Source organism: Streptomyces musisoli, assembly GCF_016741855.1.
GTDB classification, from domain to species: Bacteria; Actinomycetota; Actinomycetes; order Streptomycetales; family Streptomycetaceae; genus Streptomyces; species Streptomyces musisoli.
In genome coordinates, this window is sequence record NZ_JAERRH010000005.1 from 194,713 (window position 1) to 221,145 (window position 26,433).

Here is a 26,433-nt window from a genome sequence, read left to right on the forward strand (position 1 = left end):
AAGGGTGCCTGTGAACCGGCGGGACCTAAAGCCCCGGGATCCGGCCGTTGCGGAACAGGTCGACGAAGATCTGGTGGTCCGCACGCGCGCGTGCGCCGTACGCGTGCGCGAAGTCCACCAGCAGGGGCGCGAAGCCCTCCTCGTCGGCCGCGAGCGCCGCGTCGATGGCCCGCTCGGTGGAGAACGGCACCAGGGACTCGCCGGAGGTGTCGTCCGCCGCCGCGTGCATCGTGGCCGTGGCCCGGCCCAGGTCGGCGACGACGGCGGCGATCTCCTCCGGGTCGTCGATGTCGCCCCAGTCCAGGTCCACGGCGTACGGCGAGACCTCGGCGACCAGCTGGCCGGTGCCGTCCAGCTCGGTCCAGCCCAGCCACGGGTCGGCGTGCGCCTGGAGGGCGCGCTGGGAGATCACCGTGCGGTGGCCCTCGTGCTGGAAGTACTCCGCGATCGCCGGATCCGTGATGTGCCGGGAGACGGCCGGGGTCTGGGCCTGCTTGATGTAGATCACGACGTCGTTCTCCAGGGCGTCGCTGTGGCCCTCCAGGAGGATGTTGTACGACGGCAGGCCCGCCGAGCCGATGCCGATGCCCCGGCGGCCCACGACGTCCTTCACCCGGTAGGAGTCCGGGCGCGCCAGGGAGGCGTCCGGCAGCGTCTCCAGATAGCCGTCGAAGGCCGCGAGGACCTTGTAGCGGGTGGCGGCGTCCAGCTCGATGGAGCCGCCGCCCGGGGCGAAGCGGCGCTCGAAGTCGCGGATCTCGGTCATCGAGTCCAGCAGCTCGAAGCGGGTCAGCGAGCGGGCGTCACGCAGCGCGTCCAGCAGCGGACCCTGCGCGGTGTCCAGCGTGAACGGCGGCACCTCGTCCCGCTTGGCGCCCGTGGCCAGCGCGTGGACGCGCTCGCGGTAGGCGGCGGCGTAGACCGTCACCAGCTCGGTGATCTGCGCGTCGCTGAGCGCCTTCGCGTACCCGATGAGGGCGATGGACGCCGCGAAGCGCTTGAGGTCCCAGGTGAAGGGGCCGACGTAGGCCTCGTCGAAGTCGTTGACGTTGAAGACCAGCCGGCCGTTGGAGTCCATGTACGTGCCGAAGTTCTCGGCGTGCAGGTCGCCGTGGATCCACACGCGCGAGGTGCGGTCGTCCAGGTACGGACCGCCGCGCTTCTCGGCGTCGAGGTCGTGGTAGAAGAGGCACGCCGTGCCCCGGTAGAACGCGAACGCGGAGGCCGCCATCTTGCGGAACTTCACCCGGAACGCGGCCGGGTCGGCGGCCAGGAGCCGGCCGAAGGCGGTGTCGAAGACGGCGAGGATCTCCTCGCCGCGCTGCTCGTCGTTGAGCTGGGGGACCGACATCGCGGGGTGCCTCCTGGTGCAGGACGGGTGGTGCGTGAATGTGCAGGTACGGGTACGACAGCGCTTCCGCCGTCTTCAACGGGCGACGCCACGCGGGAGTGCCCGGTTCCCGCATGAAGGTACGTGGGGACGACCCGCGTGTGTCAGTGCCGGGGCATAGACTTCGACGCTGTCCCCCAGACCGTCCGCAGTCGGTCCACAGCCGGTCGGAAGATCGTCGACGCCCGTTTTCCTTGGAGGCCGAAACCGTGTCGAAGCCGCCGTTCACGCACCTGCACGTCCACACCCAGTACTCGCTGCTGGACGGTGCCGCGCGGCTGAAGGACATGTTCGAGGCCTGCAACGAGATGGGCATGACGCACATCGCCATGTCCGACCACGGCAACCTCCACGGGGCGTACGACTTCTTCCACTCCGCGAAGAAGGCCGGAATCACCCCGATCATCGGGATCGAGGCCTATGTCGCCCCCGAGTCCCGGCGCAACAAGCGCAAGATCCTCTGGGGCCAGCCGCACCAGAAGCGGGACGACATCTCCGGTTCCGGCGGTTACACCCACAAGACCATGTGGGCCGTGAACAGGACCGGCCTGCACAACCTCTTCCGGCTCTCCTCCGACGCCTACGCCGAGGGCTGGCTCCAGAAGTGGCCCCGGATGGACAAGGAGACCATCGCCCAGTGGTCCGAGGGCATCGTCGCCTCCACCGGCTGCCCCTCCGGCGAGGTGCAGACCCGGCTGCGCCTCGGCCACTTCGACGAGGCCCTGAAGGCCGCCGCCGACTACCAGGACATCTTCGGCAAGGACAAGTACTTCCTGGAGCTGATGGACCACGGCATCGAGATCGAGCACCGGGTCCGCGACGGCCTGCTGGAGATCGGCAGGAAGCTCGGCATCCCCCCGCTGGTCACGAACGACTCGCACTACACGTACGCGCACGAGGCGGGCGCCCACGACGCCCTGCTGTGCATCCAGACCGGCAAGAACCTCTCCGACCCGGACCGCTTCAAGTTCGACGGCACCGGCTACTACCTGAAGTCCACGGACGAGATGTACGCCATCGACTCCTCGGACGCCTGGCAGGAGGGCTGCGCCAACACGCTCCTCGTGGCCGAGATGGTCGACACCACCGGCATGTTCGAGGCAAAGAACCTCATGCCGAAGTTCGACATCCCCGACGGCTACACCGAGGTCACCTGGTTCAAGGAGGAGGTCCGCCGCGGCATGGAGCGCCGCTTCCCGGGCGGCGTCCCCGAGGACCGCCAGAAGCAGGCCGAGTACGAGATGGACGTCATCATCCAGATGGGGTTCCCGGGCTACTTCCTCGTGGTCGCCGACTTCATCATGTGGGCCAAGAACAACGGCATCGCGGTCGGCCCCGGCCGAGGCTCCGCGGCCGGCTCGATCGTCGCCTACGCCATGGGCATCACCGACCTCGACCCGATCCCGCACGGCCTGATCTTCGAACGCTTCCTCAACCCCGAGCGCGTCTCCATGCCCGATGTCGACATCGACTTCGACGAGCGCCGGCGCGTCGAGGTGATCCGGTACGTGACGGAGAAGTACGGCGCCGACAAGGTCGCCATGATCGGCACCTACGGCAAGATCAAGGCCAAGAACGCGATCAAGGACTCCGCGCGCGTGCTGGGCTACCCGTACGCCATGGGCGACCGGCTCACCAAGGCGATGCCCGCCGACGTCCTCGGCAAGGGCATCGACCTGAACGGCATCACCGACCCCTCGCACCCGCGCTACAGCGAGGCCGGCGAGATCCGCGGGATGTACGAGAACGAACCGGACGTGAAGAAGGTCATCGACACCGCCAAGGGCGTCGAGGGCCTGGTCCGGCAGATGGGCGTGCACGCCGCCGGGGTGATCATGTCCAGCGAGACCATCACCGAGCACGTCCCGGTCTGGGTCAGGCACACCGACGGCGTGACCATCACGCAGTGGGACTACCCGAGCTGTGAGTCGCTCGGCCTGCTGAAGATGGACTTCCTGGGCCTGCGCAACCTCACGATCATGGACGACGCGGTCAAGATGGTGAAGGCCAACAAGGGCCTCGACATCGACCTGCTGTCCCTGCCGCTCGACGACCCCAAGACCTTCGAGCTGCTCCAGCGCGGCGACACCCTCGGCGTCTTCCAGTTCGACGGCGGCCCCATGCGCTCGCTGCTGCGCCTGATGAAGCCCGACAACTTCGAAGACATCTCCGCCGTGTCGGCGCTCTACCGTCCGGGCCCGATGGGCATGGACTCGCACACGAACTACGCGCTGCGCAAGAACAAGCTCCAGGAGATCACCCCGATCCACAAGGAGCTGGAAGAGCCCCTGGAAGAGGTCCTCGCCGTCACCTACGGCCTGATCGTCTACCAGGAGCAGGTGCAGAAGGCCGCCCAGATCATCGCGGGCTACTCGCTCGGCGAGGCCGACATCCTGCGCCGCGTGATGGGCAAGAAGAAGCCCGAGGAACTCGCGAAGAACTTCGTGCTCTTCCAGGAGGGCGCCCGCAAGAAGGGCTACAGCGACGAGGCCATCCAGGCCCTGTGGGACGTGCTGGTCCCCTTCGCCGGCTACGCCTTCAACAAGGCGCACTCCGCCGCGTACGGCCTGGTCTCGTACTGGACCGCCTATCTCAAGGCGAACTACCCCGCCGAGTACATGGCCGCCCTGCTGACCTCGGTCAAGGACGACAAGGACAAGTCCGCGGTCTACCTCAACGAGTGCCGCCGCATGGGCATCCGGGTGCTCCCGCCGAACGTGAACGAGTCCGAGTCCAACTTCGCCGCCCAGGGCGACGACGTGATCCTCTTCGGCCTCTCCGCCGTCCGCAACGTCGGCACCAACGTCGTCGAGTCGATCATCAAGTGCCGCAAGGCCAAGGGGAAGTACGCCTCCTTCCCGGACTACCTCGACAAGGTCGACGCGGTGGTCTGCAACAAGCGCACCACCGAATCGCTGATCAAGGCCGGCGCCTTCGACGAGATGGGCCACACCCGCAAGGGGCTCACGGCGCAGTACGAGCCGATGATCGACAACGTGGTCGCGGTCAAGCGCAAGGAGGCCGAGGGCCAGTTCGACCTCTTCGGCGGCATGGGCGAGGAGACCAGCAGCGAGCCCGGCTTCGGGCTCGACGTGCAGTTCACCGACGAGGAGTGGGACAAGACCTATCTGCTCGCCCAGGAGCGGGAGATGCTCGGTCTGTACGTCTCCGACCACCCGCTCTTCGGCCTGGAGCACGTGCTGTCCGACAAGGCGGACGCGGGCATCGCCCAGCTCACCGGCGGCGAGCACGCCGACGGCGCGGTGGTCACCATCGGCGGCATCATCTCGGGCCTCCAGCGCAAGATGACCAAGCAGGGCAACGCCTGGGCGATCGCCACCGTTGAGGACCTGGCGGGCTCCATCGAGTGCATGTTCTTCCCGGCCACCTACCAGCTGGTGTCGACCCAACTCGTCGAGGACGCCGTGGTGTTCGTCAAGGGAAGGCTCGACAAGCGGGAGGACGTGCCCCGGCTCGTCGCGATGGAGCTGATGGTCCCGGACCTCTCCAACGCCGGCACCAACGCCCCCGTGATCCTCACCATCCCGGCGGTGAAGGTGACTCCGCCGATGGTCAGCCGCCTCGGCGAGATCCTCAGCCACCACAAGGGTGACAGCGAGGTCCGCATCAGGCTCCAGGGCCCGCGCAAGACCACCGTGCTGCGCCTGGACCGGCACCGGGTCAAGCCCGACCCCGCGCTGTTCGGCGACCTGAAGGTGCTGCTCGGCCCGTCCTGCCTGGCCGGCTGATCCACCACGGCATGAAGGGGCGCACCCGAGACGGGTGCGCCCCTTGCGTGTGCCTGGGCTTCAACTGCCCTTTAGTTGTGGCCGAAGCTCTTCTGCTTCTTGCCGCGAGCGCCGTCCGAGGGGCTGCCGGGGACCTGCGCCAGCTGCGGCTCGTGCTCCTCGGCCGAAGGACGCTGTGCGTGCTCCGGCTGCTGAGCGCGGTTCTGCGGGCCGGCCTGCTTACGGTTCTTGTTCTTGGCCATGGTGATGCCTCCTGTGGGGGATCTAGGGGCCAGGGCCGGGACCAGATTCACATACGCTGACAACAGGCGCATGTCGGATAATTACCGTGTGTGACAGGGCAGCTGGGCGGACGGGAACCGGAAACGCCACGCCGAAGATCGAGTTCGGGCCGTTAACCCCCGCGCGGTCGGGCAGACTCGAAGGAAGTCCGAAGCAAAACCTCCCGGGAAGAGGGTGAGTCGCGTGGACCGCTGCATCGTCCTGGTGGACGCCGGGTATCTGCTGGGTGCCGCCGCCAGCCTCCTCGCCGGTGAGCCCTCGCGATCCCGGATCACCGTCGACCACGCCGCGCTGATCCAGGCGCTGCGCGAACGCGCGGAGTCCGACACCGAGCGCCCGCTGCTGCGCATCTACTGGTTCGACGGCGCTCCCGACCGGGTCCCCCAGCCGGAGCACCGCCGGCTGCGCGTGATGCCCCGGGTCACCGTCCGGCTGGGTGCACTCACCCGCAGCGACGGACGCTGGGCCCAGAAGGGCGTCGACGCCGCGATGCACGCCGAGCTGACCGAGCTGGCCCGCAACCGCGCCTGCTCCGACGTCGTCCTCGTCACCGGCGACGGGGACCTGCTGCCCGGCATGATGGCCGCCAAGGAGCACGGCGTCGCCGTCCACCTGTGGGCCGTCCAGGCCGCCGACGGCGACTACAACCAGTCCGAGGACCTGGTTGCCGAGGCCGACGAGCGGCGTGTCCTCGACCGCGCCTGGATCACCCAGGCCGTCCGCGCCAAGGAGCTGACCGGGGTCTGCGCCCCGCCGCCCGCGACCCGCCCCGAGATCGCCGCGATCCTCTCCGCGCCGCTTCCGGAGTCCGCGCTCACCGCGTCGCCCGAGCGGCCCGCCGAGCAGCCCGCGCACCCGCCGGCCGCCCCGGCGGCGGAGAACGGCGCCGCGGAGCGGGTTCCCGCCCCCAAGGGCGTCCCCACCCCCAAGGACCTGGCCGCGCTGCGCGCACCCGGCGCCCAGCCCGCGCAGCACCCGGCGACCGCGACCCTGCGCTGGTCCTCCGACAAGGGCTGGGTCGACCGGCCGGGCGCGGTCTCCGAGCCCCCCGAGGTGGCCTCCATGCCGACGCTGGCCCAGCTCACCACCGCCGAGCAGCGGTGGGCGGACCGGGAGGAGGACATCACCACCGTCGGCGGCGATCCCTACGAGGTGGGGCAGGTCTTCGCCCGCAGATGGATGTCCCGGCTCGGCGACCAGAGCCATCTCCAGCGGCTGTCGCAGATGTATCCGCGCGTCCCGCACCGGATCGACGGGGAGCTGCTGCGGTACGCGGCACGGTTCGGGCTGCTCGCCCACAAGGACGACCAGATCGACGAGCACGACCGTTACGCCATTCGGGCGGGGTTCTGGCGGGAGTTCGACGTGCCGGCGGCCGCCGAACCGCACGCGCCCACCGCCGACTGAAGGCCCGTGGCCGCCCCCGAAGGCGAGTAGGGGCCCCGGACCCCGTAGGCTCGTCCCTTGTGATGACGCGCGCGGCACAGGCACTTCGGTACGACGACGTCGTACGCGTGCGCGGGCTCAGCAAGACCTACCCGGCCGTGAAGGGCCGGCGGGGCGCGCCCGGCACGCCCGAGGTACGGGCCACCGACGCGGTGGAGCTGGACGTACGGCGCGGCGAGGTCTTCGGACTGCTCGGCCCGAACGGCGCCGGCAAGTCCACCCTCGTACGGCAGCTCACCGGACTGCTGCGGCCGGACGCGGGCAGCGTCGAGATACTCGGCCACGACATCGTGCGCCACCCCGAGCGGGCCGCCCGGATCCTCGCCTACCTGGGCCAGGAGTCCACGGCCCTGGACGAGCTGACCGTCTCCCTCGCCGCCGAGACCACCGGACGCCTGCGCGGCCTGGACGCGCGGCGGGCGCGGGCCGAGCGGGACGCCGTGCTGGAGGAGCTGGGGCTCACCCCGCTCGCCGGGCGGGCGCTGAAGAAGCTGTCCGGCGGGCAGCGGCGGCTCGCCTGCTTCGCCGCGGCCCTCGTCGGCCGGCGGGCCCTGCTCGTACTGGACGAGCCGACCACCGGCATGGACCCGGTGGCCCGGCGCGCGGTCTGGGCGGCCGTGGACCGCCGGCGGGCCGAGCACGGCACGACCGTGCTGCTGGTCACCCACAACGTCATCGAGGCCGAGACGGTCCTGGACCGGGTCGCCGTGCTCGACGAGGGCCGGGTCATCGCCTGCGACACCCCCGCCGGGCTCAAGGCGCAGGTGGCCGGCGAGGTGCGGGTGGAGCTGGTGTGGCGGGACCGGGCACCGCTGGAGGTGCCGGAGGTGGCCGTGCTGCGCGAGCGGGCCGTGGAGTCCGGCCGGCGCTGGACGCTCCGGCTCGCGCCCGAGGAGGCCCGCGCCGTCGTCGCCACCGTGACCGGCGGGGCCGCCTTCGCCGCCCTGGACGACTTCACGCTCGCCACGCCCAGCCTGGAGGACGTCTACCTGGCGCTGGGCGGCGCAGCGCGGCAGGGCCTGGTGAGAGCGTGAGCGAGCGGACCGCGGAATGCGTATGGATCTGCGCGACCGCCGTGGGCGCGACTGCCGCAGGGAAGAGGAGCAGCTCGTCGTGAGTGTCGTACCCGCCGAGGTTCTGCCGGGCGGCGCCCGGGCCGTGCCGGAGACGGCGCCCCGTGCGGCCGAGCTGGGCCCGCCCGCGCGGCTGTGGCCGTCGCTGGCGGCCGTCTACCGGGCGCAGCTGTCCCGGGCCCGGGTGGCGCGGATCCCGCTGCTGTTCGTGGCGACCTTCCAGTCCGTCGGGATCACCGTGATGATGCGCGGTGTCGTCGACAGCGGCCCCGAGGCACAGTCCGTGGTGGCCGGGTCGTCCGTACTCGTCGTCGCGTACGTGGCGCTGAACCTGCTCTCGCAGTACTTCGGGCAGCTGCGGGCCAGCGGCGGACTCGACCACTACGCCACGCTGCCGGTGCCGCCGGCGGCCGTGGTGCTGGGCGCGGCGGCGGCGTACGCCTCCTTCACCGTGCCGGGGACCTTGGTGACCGCCGCCTTCGGCTGTGCGCTGTTCGGGCTGCCGCTGTCCAACCTGTGGATCCTGGTGGCCGTCATCCCGCTCGCCGGGGCCGCGCTGGCCGGCCTCGGCGCCGCCTGCGGCCTGCTCGCGCCCCGGCCGGAGCTGGCCACGCTGCTCGGGCAGCTCGGCATGTCGGCGGCGCTGCTGCTGGGCGTGCTGCCGGCCGACCGGATGCCGGAGGCCGTACGGCTGGCCCGTGATCTGCTGCCCTCGACCTACGGCGTGGAGGCCTACGCGCGGACCTTCGGGGCCCACCCGGACTGGGCCGTCGTCCTCGCTGACCTGGGCGTGTGCGCGGGTGTCGGAGTGGTCTCGCTGGCCGTGGCGACCTGGGCCTACCGCAGGGCCGCCGTCCGGTGACGCGGCCCACAGCACGACCTGGCACGATGGCAGGGTGACCGCACCGTTGACTCCACCACCGCCGCCGCACGACGACTCCCCGCACCAGGTCCGGCAGGCCTCGCCGTCCGCCGGGGCGTTCGCCGGGGGCGGGTACGAACAGGACGGTCCCGCCATGAGGACGGAAGTGCGGGAGGCCGCCGTCATCACGGTGGCGTCGGTGCTCGCGGGAGTGCTGCTGGGGCTGCTGTGGTGGTGGCTGGCGCCGCACGTGCCGCTCGTCGGCGACGAGATAGACAAGAACTGGGTCGTTTACCTGAAGGACTCCGAGGGGGAGCAGGCGATCGGGGTGGACGGTACGTTCACCCTGCTGGGCCTCGCCTTCGGGCTGGTCAGTGCGGTCGTGGTGTTCCTGCTGCGGCGGCGCGGGGGTGTGCCGCTCGTCGTGGCACTGGGCCTCGGCGGGCTGCTGGGGTCCCTGCTGGCCTGGCGGCTGGGGGTCTGGCTGGGACCCGAGTCCGACGTGCTCGCGCATGCGCAGGCGGTGGGCAAGGGGGTGACGTTCTCGGCGCCGTTGAAGCTGGCGGCGAAGGGGGCGTTGTTGGCCTGGCCGTTCGCGGGGGTGCTGGTGCATCTCGGGCTGACCGCGCTGTTCGGGCCGCGGGATCCCGAGCCGCCGTATCCGCAGCCGTAGCCGTAGCCGGGGCGGCCGTGGCCGGGGCTTCGCCCCGGGCCCCGTCCTTGTTCGCCCGCCCGCCCACCCGACTCGGTCGGCTGGACAGGTGCCGTATTCGGGGCTTCGCTCCGGGCCCCGTCCTTGTTCGCCCGCCCGCCCACTCGACTCGGTCGGCTGGACAGGTGGCCGCGCGGCTCGGTCGGCCGGGCCGGTGGCCGCGTGGCTCGGTGGGCTGGGCAGGTGGCGGTGGGGGGGCGGTGGCTCAGGGTCAGTCTCGGCCGATGGGGGCCAGTACCGCGTTCGTCAGGGTGGTCAGGTCGGCGGGGGAGAGTTCGACCTCCAGGCCTCTGCGGCCCGCCGACACGCAGATCGTCGCGTGGGCGTCCGCCGAGTCGTCCAGGACCGTGCGGAGCTTCTTGCGCTGGCCCAGCGGGGAGATGCCGCCGCGGACGTAGCCCGTGGTGCGTTCGGCGAGGGCCGGGTCGGCCATGGCCGCCCGCTTGCCGCCCACCGCCGCCGCCAGGGCCTTCAGGTCCAGGGAGCCGGCCACCGGGACGACGCCGACCACCAGGGAGCCGTCCACGTCGGCCACCAGGGTCTTGAAGACGCGGTCGGGGGAGACGCCCATCGCCTCCGCCGCCTCCTCGCCGTAGGAGGGGTGGGACGGGTCGTGGTCGTAGGAGTGGACGGTGAAGTCCACACCCGCCGCCGTCAGGGCGACCGTGGCGGGCGTTCCCCCGGACTGCTGCTGCTTCTTCGACTTCTTCGCCATCGGAGTGTCTCGGCCTCGGTCTTCCCGGTGTTCCTCAGTTCAGGCTCGTCGGCGCCCGTGTCAGCTCGAACGCGGGCAACGACGGCAGGTTACGGATGATCGCCGTCTCCGCGCGAAGGAGTTTCAGCTCGTCCCGCAGCCGGGACGCGGTGTCCGGCGCCTGGAGCAGCCGCTGCTTGGTCGGCGTGTCGTGCACCATCGCCGCCGCCACCAGGTACGACACCACGCTCGGGTCGTCCGGCAGTTCGGCACCGCTGGACATCGAGCGCTCCCGGGCGCCCGCCAGCCGCTTCTGGTACTGGCGGAAGGAGCGCAGGACACCCTCGGCGAGCGCGCCGGCCTCGTCCCCGGGTTCCTCGGGCAGCTCCTCCAGCTCCGCGGTCAGGAACGGGCCCGACGCGTCCACGGACAGCAGCCGCACCCGGGTCGTACCGGTCGCGAGCACCTCGAACGTGCCGTCGGAGCGTTCCCGGACGGTCGCCGCGTCCGCCACACACCCCACCCCGTGCAGGGCCTTGAGCGGGTCGGGGCCGAAGCCGGCGGCCGGTCCCCGCTCGGGCTGTGCCGTGGGATCCGGCATGCCCGGGGCGCTCGGCGCGACCTCGTGGCCGTCGCGGATGGCGACGACGGCGAACCGGCGCGGTTCCTCCTCGGGGGTCTTCAGCAGGTCGCGCATCATGGCGCGATAGCGCTCCTCGAAGACGTTCAGCGGCAGCACGAGCCCCGGGAACAGCACCGAGTTCAGCGGAAAGAGCGGGAGACGGACGGTGGTCACGGCGCCCCAGCCTAATGGTCTGCGGCGGGGGCGTGTCCGCGGTGGCCGCCCAGCGGTCCCGGCGGGGCCGGCAGCAGCCCTGTCGGAGCGGCTCCCGGACCCGCGGTCTCCAGGTGTTCGCGCAGGCGCAGGAAGTGGCCGAGCGGGTCGTCGGAGAACCGGTCCCAGGGGAACGAGGTGGCGTACGGGCCGATCAGGCGCAGCTGGACGCGGGCGTCCTGCGGGCGGTCCAGCCGCAGCAGGACGTACAGCAGCTTGTTGCGCACCTCGGCGGGGCCCGGGTCGGCGGCCGGGAGGCACCCGGACAGCGTGATCGCACGGTCGGCCGCCGCGTCCAGCCGGGCGCGCGGCACGGTGGGGCCGCAGCCGTCGGTGAGGTAGCCGAAAGCCGCCCGGGCGGGCAGGGCCTGGACCAGCGAGCCGGCCGGGGCGTCGTGCGCGGCCAGGTCGGCGAAGTCGAAGCACTCGTGGTGGGAGCCGTGCCAGGACGCGGCCAGGTAGCGCAGGGCGGCCACATGGCAGCCGTAGTGGTGCGGGGCGCGCCGGACGGCCGCCTCCCACAGCTCCTCGAAGTAGCGGTGTCCGGCCCGCGAGCCGCGCGCGTGGTCGAGCGCGATGCGCCAGGGCACCGGGTCGCGGTCGTCGGCCCGTGCGGCGGCGGTGATCAGCGGGCTCACCTCGCGCAGCAGCTCGGCCCGGGCCGGCGAGGGCCAGGCACGGTCCACCGCCAGCTGGGCCCCGACCAGCAGCGCCCCGGGGTCGTCCGGGGCGGCGCCGAGCCACGTCTCGTACCACTCGGGGCGCGAGCGGGCGAAGGCGGCCAGGCGCCGCACGTACCGGTCCCGCTGCTCCCACTCGCCCGCGGTACGGGTGGCGGCGAGCAGGCCGGCCGCGGTGGCGTACTCGCCCCGGCCGGCCGCGACGAGCGCGGGCGACAGGCGGTCGTCGGGCGCATCGAGCACGGCCTCGTCCCCCGCCGGTGGTCGGCCGGCCGGGCGCGCGAAGCGTTTGGTCATCCGGGTGGGGCGGATGAACGAGGGCAGCAGAGCCATGGTGTCGACCATTGAAAGTCCGCAGGTCGGGGCGGCGCCAGAGGGTTGTGGCAAGTCATGGAAGGTTGTACGGCGTACGGTCAAGGACCGGTAAAGGGTAAATGTTCATACTGTGTGCGCGTGGTGCGGGCGAGCGGCGTGTTCCGCCGGTGACGGGGAACGGTCGTGTGATCGGCGCAGAGCGGCGCGTTCCGCCGGTGGCGTTGAACGGTCGTGTGATCGACTGCGGGCGGCGTGTTCGGCGAACGGCTGTGTGATCGACGGCGGGCGGCGTGTTCGCGGGTGGCGATGAACGGCCGTGTGATCGCCGGCGAGCGGTGTGTTCCGTGGTGATGCGAACGGTCGTGTGATCGACTGCGGGCGGTGTGTTCCGGTGGTGACGACGCACCGCGAGGCGGCCGGCGGTGTGTGCCGTCAGCTCCGGCGCAGCAGCCGGGTCGCGCCCGCCGCCACCGTCGTCGCCAGGACCCAGCCGAGCAGCACCATCGCCGCCGCGAGCCACTGCCAGCCGCCGCGCAGCTGCCACTGGCCGGCCTGGCCGAGGTCGATCACCGGCAGCAGCAGGTCCAGCGTGAACAGCGCCGGGTTCCAGGCCGGGTGCCCACCGGAGTCCATGGGCGGATGGTCCGCGTGGGCGAACGCGAGCGTGCCCGCCGCCCACAGCACCGCCATCCACACCGCGGCCCGGCCCGGACGGTAGCCGTAGGCGACGGTCCAGTCCTGCGCGAACCCCCAGACCTTGGCGGCGGGCGGCAGGGTCTCGCGCCGCCGGCGCTGCTTGGCGAGCAGCACCTCGCGGGCGTCCTCGTCCTCCCCGGCGGCCCGCAGCACCGCGGCCAGCCGCTCGTACGGCTCCGGGGCGTACTCCGCGGTGGCCGCCGCCACCCAGTCCAGGCGCCGGGCCAGCGGGAACGGGCCCTGCGGCACCAGGTTCTCGTAGGTGAAGCCGCCCATGTGCAGGTTGCCCGCGTCGGGCCAGCTGCTCGCCCGGTCCACCAGGGTCGTGATCCGGGCGCCCGACAGCACGACCTTGCCGCGCTGTGGCTTGTCGCCGAGGAAGCGCAGCTCCGGCGTCTGCACCCGGCGCAGTGCCAGCTCCTGGTCGTCGGTGAAGACGAACCGGGCCCGTTCCAGGTCGACGGCGTCCCCGAACCGTCCGTCGTCCAGCCGCACCCCGCCCCGGCACTCGAAGTGCTGGATGCGCGTCCCGCGTGCGGGCGTCGTGCCGCTCAGCAGCGGGCTGCCCACGCCGGCCGGGGTCAGGTACAGGGTGCGCTCGACGGTCATCTGGGGGGCGTTCAGGGCGAAGCGGGAGTAGGGGTTGGTGAGCTTGGCGCCGCGCAGGCTGAGCGAGACGCCGATCTGGGCGCCGCGCAGGCTCATCTCGCCGTGCGACTCCAGCATCTCCGCCTGGAGGTCCTGGCCGACGGTCATGCCGTCCGCCGCGATCGACCGGCCGCCGCGGTCGCGGTGCACGATCGCCTGGTTGAGTAGCAGGTCGGTGCCGATGTGCGCGTCCGTCAGCCGGACCCCGCTGCGGAAGCGGCAGCGCGGCAGATGCAGATCACCCTCGGTGTGCACCCGGGCCGCCTCCAGGCGCGGCACCGAGCAGTCCACCATGCGGACGGTGGTGAACCGGGCCTCCGGCAGCCGGACCTCCTCGTCGAAGCGGCAGCCGCGCAGCTCCACGTACGGGGTGACCTGACCGCCCGCAAGGTCCAGGGCGTCGGCGATCCGCACGCCGACGAGCTTCAGCGCGGACACCCGGCCCGCCAGCGCCGGCGGGCCGTCCAGCAGCAGCCAGCACACGATGCGGGCCCGCACGGTCCGCTCGGGACCCCAGGGATGCCCGCCGTGCGGATCGTCCACCGCGAAGTCCCCGCTGCTCAGGTCGTAGACGCTGCCGTTGCGGAAGGCCTGCCACATGCCCGCCTCGGTCGCGGTCAGGTCGTCCGGCAGGTCCCCCGTGTGGATGCCGGCCCCCTCGGTCACCGCTCTCCTCTCCCCGTTCACTGGTTTTCGTACAGCCGTTCATGCCCGCTGCGTGACCCCCGGAACACCACACGTGAAGGTGATCTTCCGGGTTCCGGCCACCCTATGTACCAGCCATTGACCCACGTTCTGTATCAGCCATTGATACGCGCGGACGGCTCCCGACGGCGGTCTGAGAGAATTGGGACTGTGATTTCCCGAATCGATCTGCGCGGCGACGCCCTTCCCGAGGGCACCGCCCTGCGCGACCTGCTGCCCCGAGCCGACTTCGACGTCTCGGCCGCCCTGGAGAAGGTGCGTCCGATCTGCGAGGCCGTGCATCATCGTGGGGACGCGGCGCTGATCGACTTCGCCGAGAAGTTCGACGGAGTACGGCTGGAATCCGTCCGTGTCCCGGCCCGGGCGCTCACCGAAGCGCTCGCCGGTCTCGACCCGGCGGTGCGCGCCGCCCTGGAGGAGTCCATCCGCCGCGCCCGGCTGGTCCACCGCGAGCAGCGCCGCGCGACGCACACCACCCAGGTCGTGCCCGGCGGCTCGGTCACGGAGAAGTGGGTGCCGGTCGAGCGTGTCGGTCTGTACGCGCCCGGCGGCCGCTCGGTCTACCCGTCCTCCGTGGTCATGAACGCTGTGCCCGCGCAGGAGGCCGGTGTCGAGTCGATCGCGCTCGCCTCGCCGCCCCAGGCCGAGTTCGGCGGCCTGCCGCACCCGACCATCCTCGCCGCCTGCGCCCTGCTCGGCGTGGACGAGGTGTACGCGGCCGGCGGCGCCACGGCCGTCGCGATGTTCGCCCACGGCACCGAGTCCTGCCCGCCCGCCGACATGGTCACCGGCCCGGGCAACATCTGGGTCGCCGCCGCCAAGCGCTACTTCACCGGCAAGATCGGCATCGACGCCGAGGCCGGCCCCACGGAGATCGCGATCCTCGCGGACTCCACCGCCGACCCCGTGCACGTCGCCTCCGACCTGATCAGCCAGGCCGAGCACGACCCGCTCGCGGCGGCCGTCCTGGTCACCGACTCCGTCGAGCTGGCGGAGGCGGTGGAGAAGGAGCTGGAGCCGCAGGTCGCGGCCACCAAGCACGTCGACGACCGGATCGTGCCCGCGCTGAAGGGCAGGCAGTCCGCGATCGTCCTCGTGGACGGCATCGAGGAGGGCCTGCGGGTGGTCGACGCCTACGGCGCCGAGCACCTGGAGATCCAGACCGCCGACGCCCCGGCGGTGGCCGACCGGGTGAAGAACGCCGGCGCGATCTTCATCGGCCCCTGGGCCCCCGTCTCGCTCGGCGACTACGCGGCCGGGTCCAACCACGTCCTGCCCACCGGCGGCTGCGCCTGCCACTCCTCGGGCCTGTCCGTGCAGTCCTTCCTGCGCGGCATCCACATCGTCGACTACACGAAGGACGCGCTGGCCGAGGTCGCGCACCACGTGGTGACGCTGGCGGAGGCGGAGGACCTCCCGGCGCACGGCGCGGCGATCAAGGCGAGGTTCGGCTGGAAGGTACCCGAGAGCAAGTGACCGGCATCGACGATCTCCCCGTACGGGACGAGCTGCGCGGCAAGTCCCCCTACGGCGCGCCCCAGCTGGACGTCCCCGTACGGCTGAACACCAACGAGAACCCCTACCCGCTGCCCGAGCCGCTGGTCGAGCGGATCGCGGAGCGGGTGCGCGAGGCCGCCCGCGACCTGAACCGCTACCCGGACCGGGACGCGGTGCAGCTCCGCACCGAGCTGGCCCGCTACCTGACGCGGACGGGCAGGTACCCGCTCGGCATCGAGAACGTGTGGGCCGCCAACGGCTCCAACGAGGTCATCCAGCAGCTGCTCCAGACCTTCGGCGGACCGGGCCGCACGGCGATCGGCTTCGAGCCGTCGTACTCCATGCACGCGCTCATCGCGCGCGGCACCGGCACCGGATGGATCGCGGGCCCGCGGAACGAGGACTTCACGATCGACCTCACCGCCGCCCGGCGGGCCATCGCCGAGCACAAGCCCGACGTCGTGTTCATCACCACCCCCAACAACCCCACCGGCAACGCCGTCCCGCCGGAGACCGTCCTCGCGCTGTACGAGGCGGCACAGGCGGCCAAGCCGTCCATGGTGATCGTGGACGAGGCGTACGTCGAGTTCAGCCACGGTGACTCGCTGCTGCCGCTGCTGGCGGGCCGTCCGCACCTGGTCGTCTCCCGGACCATGTCGAAGGCGTTCGGCGCGGCCGGGCTGCGCCTCGGCTACCTCGCCGCCGACCCGGCGGTCGTGGACGCCGTACAGCTCGTCCGGCTGCCGTACCACCTCTCGGCGATCACCCAGGCGACCGCGCTGGCGGCGCTGGAGCACACCGACACGCTGCTGGGGTACGTCGAGCAGCTGAAGTCGGAGCGGAACCGGCTGGTCGCCGAGCTGCTCGCGATCGGCTACGAGGTCACCGCGTCCGACGCGAACTTCGTGCAGTTCGGCCGGTTCGACGACGCCCACGAGGCATGGCGGCGGATCCTCGACCGGGGTGTCCTGGTCCGGGACAACGGCGTGCCGGGATGGCTGCGGGTGTCCGCCGGCACCCCGGAGGAGAACGACGCGTTCCTCGACGCGGTCCGTGATGTGAAGAAGGAGCAGAGTTCATGAGCCGCGTTGGACGCGTGGAGCGCACCACCAAGGAGACCTCGGTGCTGGTCGAGATAGACCTCGACGGCACCGGCCGGACCGACATCGCCACCGGCGTCGGCTTCTACGACCACATGCTCGACCAGCTCGGCCGGCACGGTCTGTTCGACCTGACCGTGAAGACCGACGGCGACCTGCACATCGACTCCCACCACACCATCGAGGACACCGCCCTCGCGCTGGGCGCCGCCTTCAAGCAGGCCCTCGGCGACAAGGTGGGCATCTACCGCTTCGGCAACTGCACGGTCCCGCTGGACGAGTCCCTCGCCCAGGTCACCGTCGACCTCTCCGGCCGCCCCTACCTCGTGCACACCGAGCCCGAGAAGATGGCGCCGATGATCGGCGAGTACGACACGACGATGACCCGGCACATCCTGGAGTCCTTCGTCGCCCAGGCGCAGATCGCGCTGCACGTGCACGTGCCGTACGGGCGCAACGCGCACCACATCGTGGAGTGCCAGTTCAAGGCGCTGGCCCGGGCGCTGCGTTACGCCTCCGAGCGCGACCCGCGCGCGGCCGGCATCCTCCCCTCCACGAAGGGCGCGCTGTAACCCATGACCGGTCTGTCGACCATCCTGATCGTCGTCGGCCTCTTCCTGGTCGGCGGCATCGTCTCCTTCGTGAAGCAGAAGATGCCCGCGAGCCTCATCGTGCTGCTCTCCATCGGCGCGGGCATGTGCCTGGTCGCGGGCGTCCTGCGGCTGGAGGTGTGGAATTGAGCGCCAAGAAGGTCGTGGTCTTCGACTACGGCTTCGGCAACGTCCGCTCCGCCGAGCGTGCCCTCGCGCGCGTGGGCGCCGATGTCGAGATCACGCGTGACTTCGACAGGGCGATGAACGCCGAGGGCCTGCTGGTGCCGGGCGTCGGCGCCTTCGCCGCCTGTATGCGGGGCCTGCGCGCCGCCCGCGGCGACTGGGTCGTGGACCGCCGGCTGTCCGGCGGGCGCCCGGTCATGGGCATCTGCGTCGGCATGCAGATCCTCTTCGCGCGCGGCATCGAGCACGGCGTGGAGGCCGAGGGCCTGGACGAGTGGCCCGGCACGGTCGAGCCGCTCCAGGCCGACGTCGTGCCCCACATGGGCTGGAACACCGTGGACGCCCCGGCCGACTCGGAGCTGTTCGCCGGCCTGGACGCCGACGCCCGCTTCTACTTCGTGCACTCCTACGCCGTCCACGACTGGCGGCTGGAGACCCACAACCCGACGATCGCGGCCCCCAAGGTCACCTGGTCGACGCACGGCCAGCCGTTCGTGGCCGCCGTGGAGAACGGTGCCCTGTGGGCCACGCAGTTCCACCCCGAGAAGTCCGGCGACGCCGGAGCCCAGCTCCTCACCAACTGGATCGGAACCCTGTAGACCATGGCCAAGCTCGAACTCCTCCCCGCCGTCGACGTCCGCGACGGCCAGGCCGTACGCCTCGTCCACGGCGAGTCCGGGACCGAGACGTCCTACGGCTCCCCGCTGGAGGCCGCCCTCGCCTGGCAGCGTTCCGGCGCCGAGTGGCTGCACCTGGTCGACCTGGACGCCGCGTTCGGCACCGGCGACAACCGCGCGCTGATCGCCGAGGTCACCAAGGCGATGGACATCAAGGTGGAGCTGTCCGGAGGCATCCGCGACGACGACACCCTGGCCGCCGCCCTGGCCACCGGCTGCACCCGGGTGAATCTGGGCACCGCCGCCCTGGAGACCCCCGAATGGGTCGCCAAGGTCATCGCCGAGCACGGCGACAAGATCGCGGTGGGCCTGGACGTGCGCGGCACGACCCTGCGCGGCCGCGGCTGGACCCGCGACGGCGGTGACCTCTACGAGACGCTGGCGCGCCTGAACAAGGAGGGCTGCGCCCGCTACGTCGTCACCGACATCGCCAAGGACGGCACCCTCCAGGGCCCCAACCTGGAGCTGCTGCGGAACGTGTGCGCCGCCACCGACCGCCCGGTGGTGGCCTCCGGCGGCGTGTCGTCCCTGGACGACCTGCGCGCCATCGCCGAGCTGGTACCCCTCGGTGTCGAGGGCTCCATCGTCGGGAAGGCGCTGTACGCGAAGGCGTTCACCCTGGAAGAAGCACTGGAGGCCACATCTTGAACAAGGACACGGTGTCATGACGTCCGAAGCCGTACGGCGTGTGCAGAGCGGAAGTCCCTGGGAAGAGAGCTTCGGGTTCGCACGCGCCGTCGCGGCGGGTGACCGGGTGCTGGTGGGCGGTACGACGTCCTTCAAGGGCAGCGTGCTGTACGGGGAGGGCGACCCGTACGAACAGGCCAAGGTGGCCTTCACCAGCGCCCTGGAGGCGATCGCGGAGTTCGGGCTCGGTGTCGAGTCCGTGATCCGTACGCGCATGTACCTGAGCCACGTGCGCGACGTGGACGCCGTGGGCCGGGCCCACAAGGAGCTGTTCGACTCCGTGCGTCCGGTCTCGACCCTGCTGGTCGTGGAGGGGTTCGTGGATCCGCGCATCCTGGTCGAAGCAGAAATCGAAGCATTCAGAGGAGCCTGAGCACTCATGACCCTGGCGGTCCGAGTCATCCCCTGCCTGGACGTGGACAACGGCCGGGTCGTCAAGGGCGTCAACTTCCAGAACCTGCGCGACGCGGGCGACCCCGTCGAGATGGCGAAGGTGTACGACGCCGAGGGGGCCGACGAGCTGACGTTCCTGGACATCACCGCGTCCTCGGGCAACCGGGAGACGACCTACGACGTGGTGCGCCGCACCGCCGAGCAGGTGTTCATCCCGCTGACCGTCGGCGGCGGCGTCCGCACGGCCGAGGACGTGGACAAGCTGCTGCGGGCGGGCGCCGACAAGGTGGGCGTGAACACCGCCGCGATCGCCCGCCCCGACCTGATCCGGGAGATCGCCGAGCGCTTCGGGCGTCAGGTGCTGGTCCTCTCGGTTGACGCGCGGCGCACCGAGTCGGGCACCTTCGAGGTCACCACCCACGGCGGCCGCCGCGGTACCGGCATCGACGCCGTGGAGTGGGCGCACCGGGCGGCGGAGCTGGGCGCCGGGGAGATCCTCCTGAACTCGATGGACGCGGACGGCACGAAGGACGGCTACGACCTGGAGATGATCGCGGCGGTCCGCAAGCACGTGACCGTCCCGGTGATCGCCTCCGGCGGCGCCGGCAAGCTGGCCGACTTCCCGCCGGCCGTCGCGGCGGGCGCGGACGCGGTGCTGGCCGCGTCGGTGTTCCACTTCGGCGACCTGCGGATCGGCGAGGTCAAGGAGACGCTGCGGGGGGCCGGACACCCGGTCAGGTGACATCGGCCGGGCACCCGGCCGGACAGGCGCCGGCCGGGCACCCGGTCGCGTGATCGTCGAGGCAGGCCCCGGCCGGGTGGCCGGGGCTTTCTCACGGCAGGATGCGAAAGGAAAATTGCGCAATACTCGTTGCGCAATGTTTCTTTCGCATCTAGTGTCGAGGCATGTCGCGAGAAGAGGACCGCCGGATCACGGACATGGGCACCCTGAAGGCCCTCGCCCATCCGCTGCGCATGAAGCTCTACCGCCTGCTCTTCGTCGCCGAGGTGGCCACCGCCTCGCAGCTGGCCGAACAGGTCGACGAGGCCGTCTCCCTGGTCAGCTACCACCTGCGCAAACTGTCCGAGCACGGGCTGGTGGAGGAGGCCGAGCCGCGCAGCGCGGACGCCCGCGAGCGCTGGTGGCAGCCGTCCTCCGAAGGCGTGTCCATCCGGGACGAGGACTTCCGCGACGCCCCCGAGAAGGTGGCTGCCCACCTGGCGGCCTCGCGGCTCTTCCTGGACCAGCGCACCGAGATGTACCGGACGTACCTCGACGAGCGCGCCCACTGGGATCCGGAGTGGAACAAGGCGGCCGGCGACTCCGAGGCCCTGCTGCGGCTCACCCCCGGGGAACTGGCCGGCCTGAAGGACGAACTGCGCGCCCTGCTCAAGCGCTACGACGAGCAGGGACGCGCCCGTGAGGCCGCCGGTGACACGGCGGGGCGCGAGCACGTCGCGCTGCACGTGTACGGCTTCCCGTTCCGCGTCTGAGAGGACACCCCCTCGTGACCGCCACACTCCTGCCGCCGGCGCCGCCCGCGCAGGCCCACCGCGACCCGAACATCCTGCGCTGGCTCGCCGCCTACACCTCCTCGATGCTCGGCGACAGCACCTACTACATCGCCCTGTCCTGGGCCGCCGTCCAGGCCGGCACCCCGGCCCAGGCCGGGCTCGTGATGTCCGCCAGCGCGCTGCCCCGGGCCGTGCTGATGCTCGGCGGCGGCGTGATCGCCGACCGCCTGGGCCCGCGCCGGGTCGTCATCGGCAGCGACGCCGTACGCTGCGCCGCCGTCCTCGCCGTGGCCGCCCTGCTGTTCGTCACCAGCCCGGGACTGTGGCCGCTCGCCCTGCTGGCCCTGGTCTTCGGCACCGTCGACGCCGTCTTCGTGCCCGCCGTGGGCGCCCTGCCGGCCCGGCTCACCGAGAAGGGCCAGCTCGCCCGGGTCCAGGGCATGCGCGGCCTCGCCATCCGCTTCTCCAGCGTGGTCGGCGCCCCCCTCGGCGGGCTCGGCGTGGCCCTCGGCGGCGCGGCAGCGGCGTTCGCGCTCGCCGGTGCGCTCATCGCCGTCTCGGTGCCGCTGCTGCTGTCCGTACGGGTACGCGACCTGCCCACGGCCGGGAACGGCACCGCCTGGAGCGACCTGGGAGCCGGCCTGCGCTACATCCGCCGGCACCGTGTCCTCGCCCCGCTGATGCTGGCCATCGCCCTCGGCGACCTGGGTTTCGTCGGCCCCCTGAACGTCGGCCTGACCCTGCTCGCCGACCGACGCGGCTGGGGCCCCTCCGGCATGGGCTGGACGCTCGCCGGGTTCGGCGTCGGCGCGGGCGCCGCCTCGCTGCTGCTGACCGTCCGGGGCCGGGTGCCGCGGGCGGGGCTCGTCATCGGCTGCGCGTGCGTCGCGGGCTCGGTGGCCGTCGGCGCCCTCGCCTTCGTGCCGGGCCTGGCCGCCGCCGTCGGCACCGCCCTGCTCGTCGGCCTGCTAACCGGGCTCAGCGGCGCGCTGTGCGGAGCCCTGCTCCAGACCCAGGCCGACCCCGCCTACCTGGGCCGGGTCACCGCCGTCTCCAGCCTCGTCAGCCTCGGCCTCACCCCGCTGAGCATGCCCTTCGCGGCCGCCGCGATCGGCGCCTTCGGGCTCGGCCCGGTCTACGCCGTCAGCGCCGCCGTGTGCGGACTCGGCGGGGTCGTCGCCCTCGTCGTACCGGCCCTGCGCCGCGCCGAACTCCCCGGCTGACGAACCTCACGGGCCCCGGCGACCGGATCAGATGCCCAGCTGGCGGTAGTCGTGCAGCCGGGTGATCGCGTCCGCGTCGCCCTCCAGGTCCACCCTGGCCGCGTCCTGCCGGCCGTACGCGAACATCAGCAGCTCCGCGGGCTCACCGGTCACCGTGACCACCGGGGTGCCCCGGTGCGCCACCACGGTCTGGCCGTCCGGGCGCCGCAGCACCAGCCCCGTCGGCGCACCCCGGCCCATCAGCCGCGCGGCACGCTCCAGCCGGGACCACAGCGCGTCCTGGAACACCGGGTCCAGCTCGCGCGGGGTCCAGTCCGGCTGGGCGCGGCGGACGTCCTCCGTGTGGACGTAGAACTCGATGATGTTGGCCGCCTCGTCGACCTGCTTGAGCTGGAAGGGCGAGAAACGCGGCGGGCCGGTACGGATCAGCTGGATCAGCTCCTCGTACGGCTTCGAGGTGTACTCGGCCATGACCTTCTCCAGGCGCGGCGCGAGCGGCTTGATCAGCGTGCCCCCGGCCGCGTCCGGGCGGCGCTCGCGCACGATCACATGCGCCGCCATGTCCCGGGTCCGCCAGCCTTCGCAGAGGGTCTCGGCGTCCGGTCCGACGGTTTCCAGGAGATCTGCGAGCAGGAGCCGCTCCCGCTTGGCGAAGGTCGACATGGAGTCAGCCTACGGCCAGGTAACCAGTCCGCGCAGTGGACGCGGCACCGGTCCGGCCGGTGCCGCGCGGCACAATGGCACCCATGACCAGTACGACCGGCACCCCCCGGCCCAGCAGCCTCGACCCGGAGATCGCCGCGCGGCTCAAGCGCAGCGCCGACGGGCTCGTCCCCGCCATCGCCCAGCAGTACGACACCGGCGAGGTCCTCATGCTCGGCTGGATGGACGACGAGGCGCTGCACCGCACGCTGACCACCGGCCGCTGCACCTACTGGTCCCGCAGCCGCCGGCAGTACTGGGTCAAGGGCGACACCTCCGGCCACTTCCAGTGGGTGAAGTCGGTCGCGCTGGACTGCGACGCCGACACGCTGCTGGTCAAGGTCGACCAGGTGGGGGCCGCCTGCCACACCGGCGCCCGCACCTGCTTCGACGAGGACGTACTGCTCAAAGACGCGGATTCCGCTCTTCCGGCATCCGATCAGTAAGGTCAGCCGCCATGCACCTCGAGACCTTCCGCAAGCTGGCCACCGACCGCCGCGTCATCCCGGTCACGCGCAAGCTCCTCGCAGACGGCGACACCCCGGTCGCGCTCTACCGCAAGCTCGCCGCCGAACGCCCGGGAACCTTCCTGCTGGAGTCCGCGGAGAACGGCAGGTCCTGGTCCCGGTACTCCTTCGTCGGGGTCCGCAGTGCCGCCACCCTCACCGTGCGGGACGGGCAGGCCCACTGGCTCGGCACCCCGCCCGTCGGCGTCCCCACGGACGGCGACCCCCTCGCGGCCCTGCGCGCCACCCTTCAGGCCCTGCACACCCCGCACACGGAGGGACTGCCGCCCTTCAGCGGCGGCATGGTCGGCTACCTGGGCTACGACATCGTCCGCCGGCTGGAGAAGATCGGCCCCGGTGAGCGCGACGACCTCGGGCTCCCCGAGCTGACCATGCTGCTGACCAGCGACCTGGCCGTCATGGACCACTGGGAGGGCTCGGTCCTGCTGATCGCCAACGCGATCAACCACAACGACCTGGACACGGGCGTCGACGAGGCGTACGCGGACGCCGTGGCCCGGCTCGACGCCATGGAGGCCGACCTCACGCGCGCGGTCGCCCAGCCCCCGGCCGTGCTGCCGCCCTCCGAACTGCCCGAGTACACCGCCCGGTGGGGCGGTCCCGACTTCCAGCGGGCCGTCGAGGACGTCAAGGAGCGCATCCGCGCGGGCGAGGCCTTCCAGGTCGTGCCCTCCCAGCGGTTCGAGACCCCGTGCACGGCGAGCGCCCTGGACGTCTACCGGGTCCTGCGCGCCACCAACCCCTCGCCGTACATGTACCTCTTCCGCTTCGACGGGTTCGACGTGGTCGGCTCCTCCCCGGAGGCGCTGGTGAAGGTCGAGGACGGGCGGGCGATGGTCCACCCCATCGCCGGCACCCGGCACCGCGGGGCCACCCCGCAGGAGGACCAGGCCCTCGCCGAGGAGCTGCTCGCCGACCCCAAGGAGCGCGCCGAGCACCTGATGCTGGTCGACCTCGGCCGCAACGACCTCGGCCGGGTCTGCGAGCCCGGCTCGGTCGAGGTGGTCGACTTCATGTCCATCGAGCGCTACTCGCACGTGATGCACATCGTCTCGACCGTCACCGGCAAGGTGGCCGCCGGCCGCACGGCCTTCGACGTGCTCACCGCGTGCTTCCCGGCGGGCACCCTCTCCGGCGCCCCCAAGCCCCGCGCGATGCAGATCATCGACGAACTGGAGCCGTCCCGGCGCGGCCTGTACGGCGGCTGCGTCGGCTACCTGGACTTCGCGGGCGACTCCGACACCGCGATCGCCATCCGCACGGCCCTGCTCCGCGACGGCACGGCCCACGTCCAGGCCGGAGCGGGCATCGTCGCCGACTCCGACCCGGTCGCCGAGGACCAGGAGTGCCGCAACAAGGCGGCCGCGGTGCTGCGGGCGGTGCACACCGCGAACCGGCTGGGGCGGTAGGGCGCTTCTCATACGAACCCCGGGTGACGGTTCGCCCGGGGTTCAGGCGATAGTGGAGTACGTGACTGCCGTACCTCACCCCCGCCCCGAAGCCGCCGCACCCGCCCGGTCCGGCCGGCGGAGCCTCGCCGTGGCCCTTCTGTTCGGTGCGCTCGGCGCGGCCGTGACGCTGCTCGCGACCCGGCAGCGCTGGGCGGAGGGCACCGCGACGGTGGCCGGCGGCGCGTTCCCGCTGACCGCCAAGGGCAGCGACGTCACCGGCGTCCCCGCGGCCCTCGCCATAGTGGGCCTCGCCGCGCTCGTCGCCGTCTTCGCCGTCCGCAGGGCCGGGCGCTTCGTCGTCTCCGGGCTGCTCGCCCTGTCCGGTGCCGGGATCGCCGCCGCGTCCCTCACGGCCGCCTCCGACGGCTCCGCGCTGGACGAGAAGGCCGCCAAGGCCAGCGGCGACACCTCCGCCACGGTCGACGCGCTCGGCCACACCGGCTGGCCCTACGTCGCGGCCGTGGGCGGGCTGCTGATCCTGCTCGCCGGAGTGCTCGCCCTGCGCTACGGCCGCCTGTGGCCCGCCATGTCCGGCCGTTACGAGCGCGGCGCCGCCGGCGCCCGGCGCACGGCCCGGCCGGCCGACCCGGAGCGGCCCGAGGAGATCTGGAAGGCCCTGGACCGCGGCGAGGACCCGACCGGCGCCTGAGCCGCGCGCCGAGCACGCCGGACGCCTGCCGGGCGCGGCGGACAGGATGCGATCCTCCGCCTCGCGGCCGCGGCGGACCGGATGTGGTGCATCAGACGCCACCCCCGCGTCCGGCACGCGTGCGCGTACGGGACAATGGACGACGAGCGTCCGACTCGGAAAGTGACGGGCGGGCTCGCAACCGTAACGACACGTACGACGCCTACTACGACACGTACACAGCAACGAGGAGCAAGTCATGGCGGGCAGCAGCCACGGTCACACCCCGGCCGCCTGGACCGGTGTCATCATCGCCTTCATCGGTTTCTGCGTCGCGGGCGCCTTCATGGTGATGGCCCAGCCCGTCGGCTTCTGGGCCGGCATGGTGATCGTGCTGCTCGGCGGCGTCGCCGGCGCCGTCATGCGCAGCATGGGCCTCGGCCAGCCGAAGCAGTCCGGCGCGTTCGCGCACGCCCCCGCCGTGACCCGCGAGCCGGCCGGCGCCGAGAGCTGAGCACAGCGCTTTCGCGAGGGGCGGCCCGGCACCGGTGAGGTGCCGGGCCGCCCCTCGTCTTCGGCGGACCCCGCCCCGAAGGGACCCGCTACGCGCGCGCGTGCCGGACCGGCGGGTCAGAATTCACGCGTGAACGCCGACAGCCGTACCGTCCCGCGACGGGCGCCCGGGAGCGGGACGGGCCCGCTCCCGCCCCCGCCGCGGCGGGTCGTAGTCCCGCTGGGGCTGTTCGCGGCCGTCGCCGGCGCCTTCGCCTACGTCGGGGCCGTCGACCCGAACGAACCGGGCCACTACCCCGTCTGTCCCCTGTACGCGCTCACCGGCCTGTACTGCCCCGGCTGCGGCGGACTGCGCGGCGCGCACGCCCTCGTCCACGGCGACCTGCCGGCCGCCCTGCGCGACAACGCCCCGGGTGTGGCGGCCTGCCTGGGCTTCGCCGTGCTGTGGGCCGTCTGGACGGTCCGCGCGGCGCGCGGCCGGCCGCTGCGGATCGGCCTCGGCCCGGCGCACCTGTGGACCGCGGGCGCGTTACTGCTGGTCTTCACCGTCATCCGGAACCTGCCGTTCGGTGGCTGGTTGCATCCTTGATCGAACGGCGGATGTCCAGGTAATGGGACCGGCGTCCACCGGATGCGAGGCCTCGGCGCTCGTGCGGA

At 72.1% G+C, this 26,433-nt stretch carries 27 protein-coding genes; 20 read left to right on the forward strand and 7 right to left on the reverse strand.

All coding sequences use genetic code 11. The annotated features are described in order from the left end of the window. Positions 1-25: 25 nt before the first annotated feature. Positions 26-1,351, reverse strand: coding sequence for a DUF2252 domain-containing protein (locus tag JK361_RS16165; protein ID WP_201818193.1), 1,326 nt, complete (start codon positions 1,349-1,351; stop codon positions 26-28). A 248-nt stretch (positions 1,352-1,599) separates the two neighbouring features. Between JK361_RS16165 and dnaE the strand changes: the two genes are divergently transcribed. Next, positions 1,600-5,139, forward strand: coding sequence for a DNA polymerase III subunit alpha (gene dnaE, locus JK361_RS16170; protein WP_201818194.1), 3,540 nt, complete (start codon positions 1,600-1,602; stop codon positions 5,137-5,139). Positions 5,140-5,210: 71 nt separating this feature from the next. Here the strand turns inward: dnaE and JK361_RS16175 are convergent, their stop codons facing one another. Continuing rightward, on the reverse strand, positions 5,211-5,381 hold the full coding sequence (locus JK361_RS16175; protein ID WP_201818197.1) for a hypothetical protein: 171 nt from the start codon (positions 5,379-5,381) through the stop codon (positions 5,211-5,213). A gap of 223 nt (positions 5,382-5,604) precedes the next feature. On the opposite strand from JK361_RS16175, the gene JK361_RS16180 reads away from it, so the two are divergent. From JK361_RS16180 to JK361_RS16195, 4 genes are all read left to right on the forward strand, one after another. Continuing rightward, the gene (locus JK361_RS16180; RefSeq protein WP_201818206.1) at positions 5,605-6,828 is read left to right on the forward strand and encodes an NYN domain-containing protein; all 1,224 of its coding nucleotides are present in this window, start codon (positions 5,605-5,607) and stop codon (positions 6,826-6,828) included. A 62-nt stretch (positions 6,829-6,890) separates the two neighbouring features. Then, entirely contained in the window at positions 6,891-7,901 is a 1,011-nt protein-coding gene (locus JK361_RS16185) for an ABC transporter ATP-binding protein (protein WP_201818208.1), read from the forward strand. A gap of 79 nt (positions 7,902-7,980) precedes the next feature. Beyond that, complete coding sequence (locus tag JK361_RS16190) at positions 7,981-8,802, forward strand: ABC transporter permease (RefSeq protein WP_201818221.1); 822 nt, start codon at positions 7,981-7,983, stop codon at positions 8,800-8,802. Positions 8,803-8,836: 34 nt separating this feature from the next. Next, positions 8,837-9,475, forward strand: coding sequence for an AAA family ATPase (locus JK361_RS16195; protein ID WP_201818224.1), 639 nt, complete (start codon positions 8,837-8,839; stop codon positions 9,473-9,475). 250 nt (positions 9,476-9,725) lie between these two features. Here the strand turns inward: JK361_RS16195 and ybaK are convergent, their stop codons facing one another. The 4 genes from ybaK to JK361_RS16215 form a co-directional block, all read right to left on the reverse strand. Further along, the gene (gene ybaK / locus JK361_RS16200; protein WP_201818235.1) at positions 9,726-10,229 is read right to left on the reverse strand and encodes a Cys-tRNA(Pro) deacylase; all 504 of its coding nucleotides are present in this window, start codon (positions 10,227-10,229) and stop codon (positions 9,726-9,728) included. A gap of 34 nt (positions 10,230-10,263) precedes the next feature. Beyond that, positions 10,264-11,004: an LON peptidase substrate-binding domain-containing protein gene (locus JK361_RS16205; protein ID WP_201818236.1), complete on the reverse strand. Its 741-nt coding sequence runs from the start codon at positions 11,002-11,004 to the stop codon at positions 10,264-10,266. An 11-nt stretch (positions 11,005-11,015) separates the two neighbouring features. Continuing rightward, on the reverse strand, positions 11,016-12,068 hold the full coding sequence (locus JK361_RS16210; protein WP_201818238.1) for a hypothetical protein: 1,053 nt from the start codon (positions 12,066-12,068) through the stop codon (positions 11,016-11,018). 402 nt (positions 12,069-12,470) lie between these two features. Further along, entirely contained in the window at positions 12,471-14,048 is a 1,578-nt protein-coding gene (locus JK361_RS16215; protein WP_201818241.1) for an oxidoreductase, read from the reverse strand. A 189-nt stretch (positions 14,049-14,237) separates the two neighbouring features. Here JK361_RS16215 and hisD point away from each other — a divergent pair, with 189 nt between their 5' ends. The 10 genes from hisD (at position 14,238) to JK361_RS16265 (ending at position 21,955) form a co-directional block, all read left to right on the forward strand. Next, positions 14,238-15,563, forward strand: coding sequence for a histidinol dehydrogenase (gene hisD, locus JK361_RS16220; RefSeq protein WP_201818243.1), 1,326 nt, complete (start codon positions 14,238-14,240; stop codon positions 15,561-15,563). Then, on the forward strand, positions 15,560-16,666 hold the full coding sequence (locus tag JK361_RS16225; RefSeq protein WP_201818246.1) for a histidinol-phosphate transaminase: 1,107 nt from the start codon (positions 15,560-15,562) through the stop codon (positions 16,664-16,666). The genes hisD and JK361_RS16225 overlap by 4 nt, the downstream gene beginning before the upstream one ends. Further along, positions 16,663-17,256 (forward strand): imidazoleglycerol-phosphate dehydratase HisB, encoded by a 594-nt coding sequence (gene hisB, locus JK361_RS16230; protein WP_030743584.1) that lies wholly within the window; start codon positions 16,663-16,665, stop codon positions 17,254-17,256. Before JK361_RS16225 ends, hisB begins: the two co-directional genes overlap by 4 nt. Before the next feature lie 3 nt (positions 17,257-17,259). Then, complete coding sequence (locus JK361_RS16235; protein WP_201818249.1) at positions 17,260-17,424, forward strand: CG2302 family histidine operon protein; 165 nt, start codon at positions 17,260-17,262, stop codon at positions 17,422-17,424. Then, positions 17,415-18,059, forward strand: coding sequence for an imidazole glycerol phosphate synthase subunit HisH (hisH, locus tag JK361_RS16240; RefSeq protein ID WP_372448718.1), 645 nt, complete (start codon positions 17,415-17,417; stop codon positions 18,057-18,059). The genes JK361_RS16235 and hisH overlap by 10 nt, the downstream gene beginning before the upstream one ends. Positions 18,060-18,062: 3 nt before the next feature. After that, positions 18,063-18,785 carry a bifunctional 1-(5-phosphoribosyl)-5-((5-phosphoribosylamino)methylideneamino)imidazole-4-carboxamide isomerase/phosphoribosylanthranilate isomerase PriA gene (priA, locus tag JK361_RS16245; protein ID WP_201818252.1) on the forward strand — a complete coding sequence of 241 codons (723 nt, stop codon included), beginning with the start codon at positions 18,063-18,065 and terminating at the stop codon, positions 18,783-18,785. Positions 18,786-18,801: 16 nt separating this feature from the next. Next, on the forward strand, positions 18,802-19,197 hold the full coding sequence (locus JK361_RS16250) for a RidA family protein (RefSeq protein ID WP_201818254.1): 396 nt from the start codon (positions 18,802-18,804) through the stop codon (positions 19,195-19,197). Between the two features lie 6 nt (positions 19,198-19,203). After that, on the forward strand, positions 19,204-19,959 hold the full coding sequence (gene hisF / locus JK361_RS16255; protein WP_201818256.1) for an imidazole glycerol phosphate synthase subunit HisF: 756 nt from the start codon (positions 19,204-19,206) through the stop codon (positions 19,957-19,959). A 164-nt stretch (positions 19,960-20,123) separates the two neighbouring features. Continuing rightward, a complete protein-coding gene (locus tag JK361_RS16260; protein ID WP_201818258.1) occupies positions 20,124-20,711 on the forward strand; it encodes an ArsR/SmtB family transcription factor in 588 nt (195 codons plus the stop codon). Positions 20,712-20,725: 14 nt separating this feature from the next. Next, positions 20,726-21,955: an MFS transporter gene (locus tag JK361_RS16265; protein WP_201818261.1), complete on the forward strand. Its 1,230-nt coding sequence runs from the start codon at positions 20,726-20,728 to the stop codon at positions 21,953-21,955. A 27-nt stretch (positions 21,956-21,982) separates the two neighbouring features. Here JK361_RS16265 and JK361_RS16270 read toward each other — a convergent pair whose 3' ends face one another. After that, positions 21,983-22,618 carry a TIGR03085 family metal-binding protein gene (locus tag JK361_RS16270; protein ID WP_201818265.1) on the reverse strand — a complete coding sequence of 212 codons (636 nt, stop codon included), beginning with the start codon at positions 22,616-22,618 and terminating at the stop codon, positions 21,983-21,985. A gap of 83 nt (positions 22,619-22,701) precedes the next feature. Between JK361_RS16270 and hisI the strand changes: the two genes are divergently transcribed. From hisI to JK361_RS16295, 5 genes are all read left to right on the forward strand, one after another. Beyond that, complete coding sequence (gene hisI, locus JK361_RS16275) at positions 22,702-23,103, forward strand: phosphoribosyl-AMP cyclohydrolase (RefSeq protein ID WP_201818267.1); 402 nt, start codon at positions 22,702-22,704, stop codon at positions 23,101-23,103. 11 nt (positions 23,104-23,114) lie between these two features. Continuing rightward, positions 23,115-24,593 (forward strand): anthranilate synthase component I, encoded by a 1,479-nt coding sequence (locus JK361_RS16280; RefSeq protein ID WP_201818270.1) that lies wholly within the window; start codon positions 23,115-23,117, stop codon positions 24,591-24,593. A 52-nt stretch (positions 24,594-24,645) separates the two neighbouring features. Then, positions 24,646-25,284 carry a TIGR02234 family membrane protein gene (locus tag JK361_RS16285; protein WP_201818272.1) on the forward strand — a complete coding sequence of 213 codons (639 nt, stop codon included), beginning with the start codon at positions 24,646-24,648 and terminating at the stop codon, positions 25,282-25,284. 238 nt (positions 25,285-25,522) lie between these two features. Continuing rightward, the gene (locus JK361_RS16290; RefSeq protein WP_201818280.1) at positions 25,523-25,777 is read left to right on the forward strand and encodes an HGxxPAAW family protein; all 255 of its coding nucleotides are present in this window, start codon (positions 25,523-25,525) and stop codon (positions 25,775-25,777) included. 129 nt (positions 25,778-25,906) lie between these two features. Next, the gene (locus JK361_RS16295) at positions 25,907-26,365 is read left to right on the forward strand and encodes a DUF2752 domain-containing protein (protein ID WP_307787262.1); all 459 of its coding nucleotides are present in this window, start codon (positions 25,907-25,909) and stop codon (positions 26,363-26,365) included. Positions 26,366-26,433: the final 68 nt, after the last annotated feature.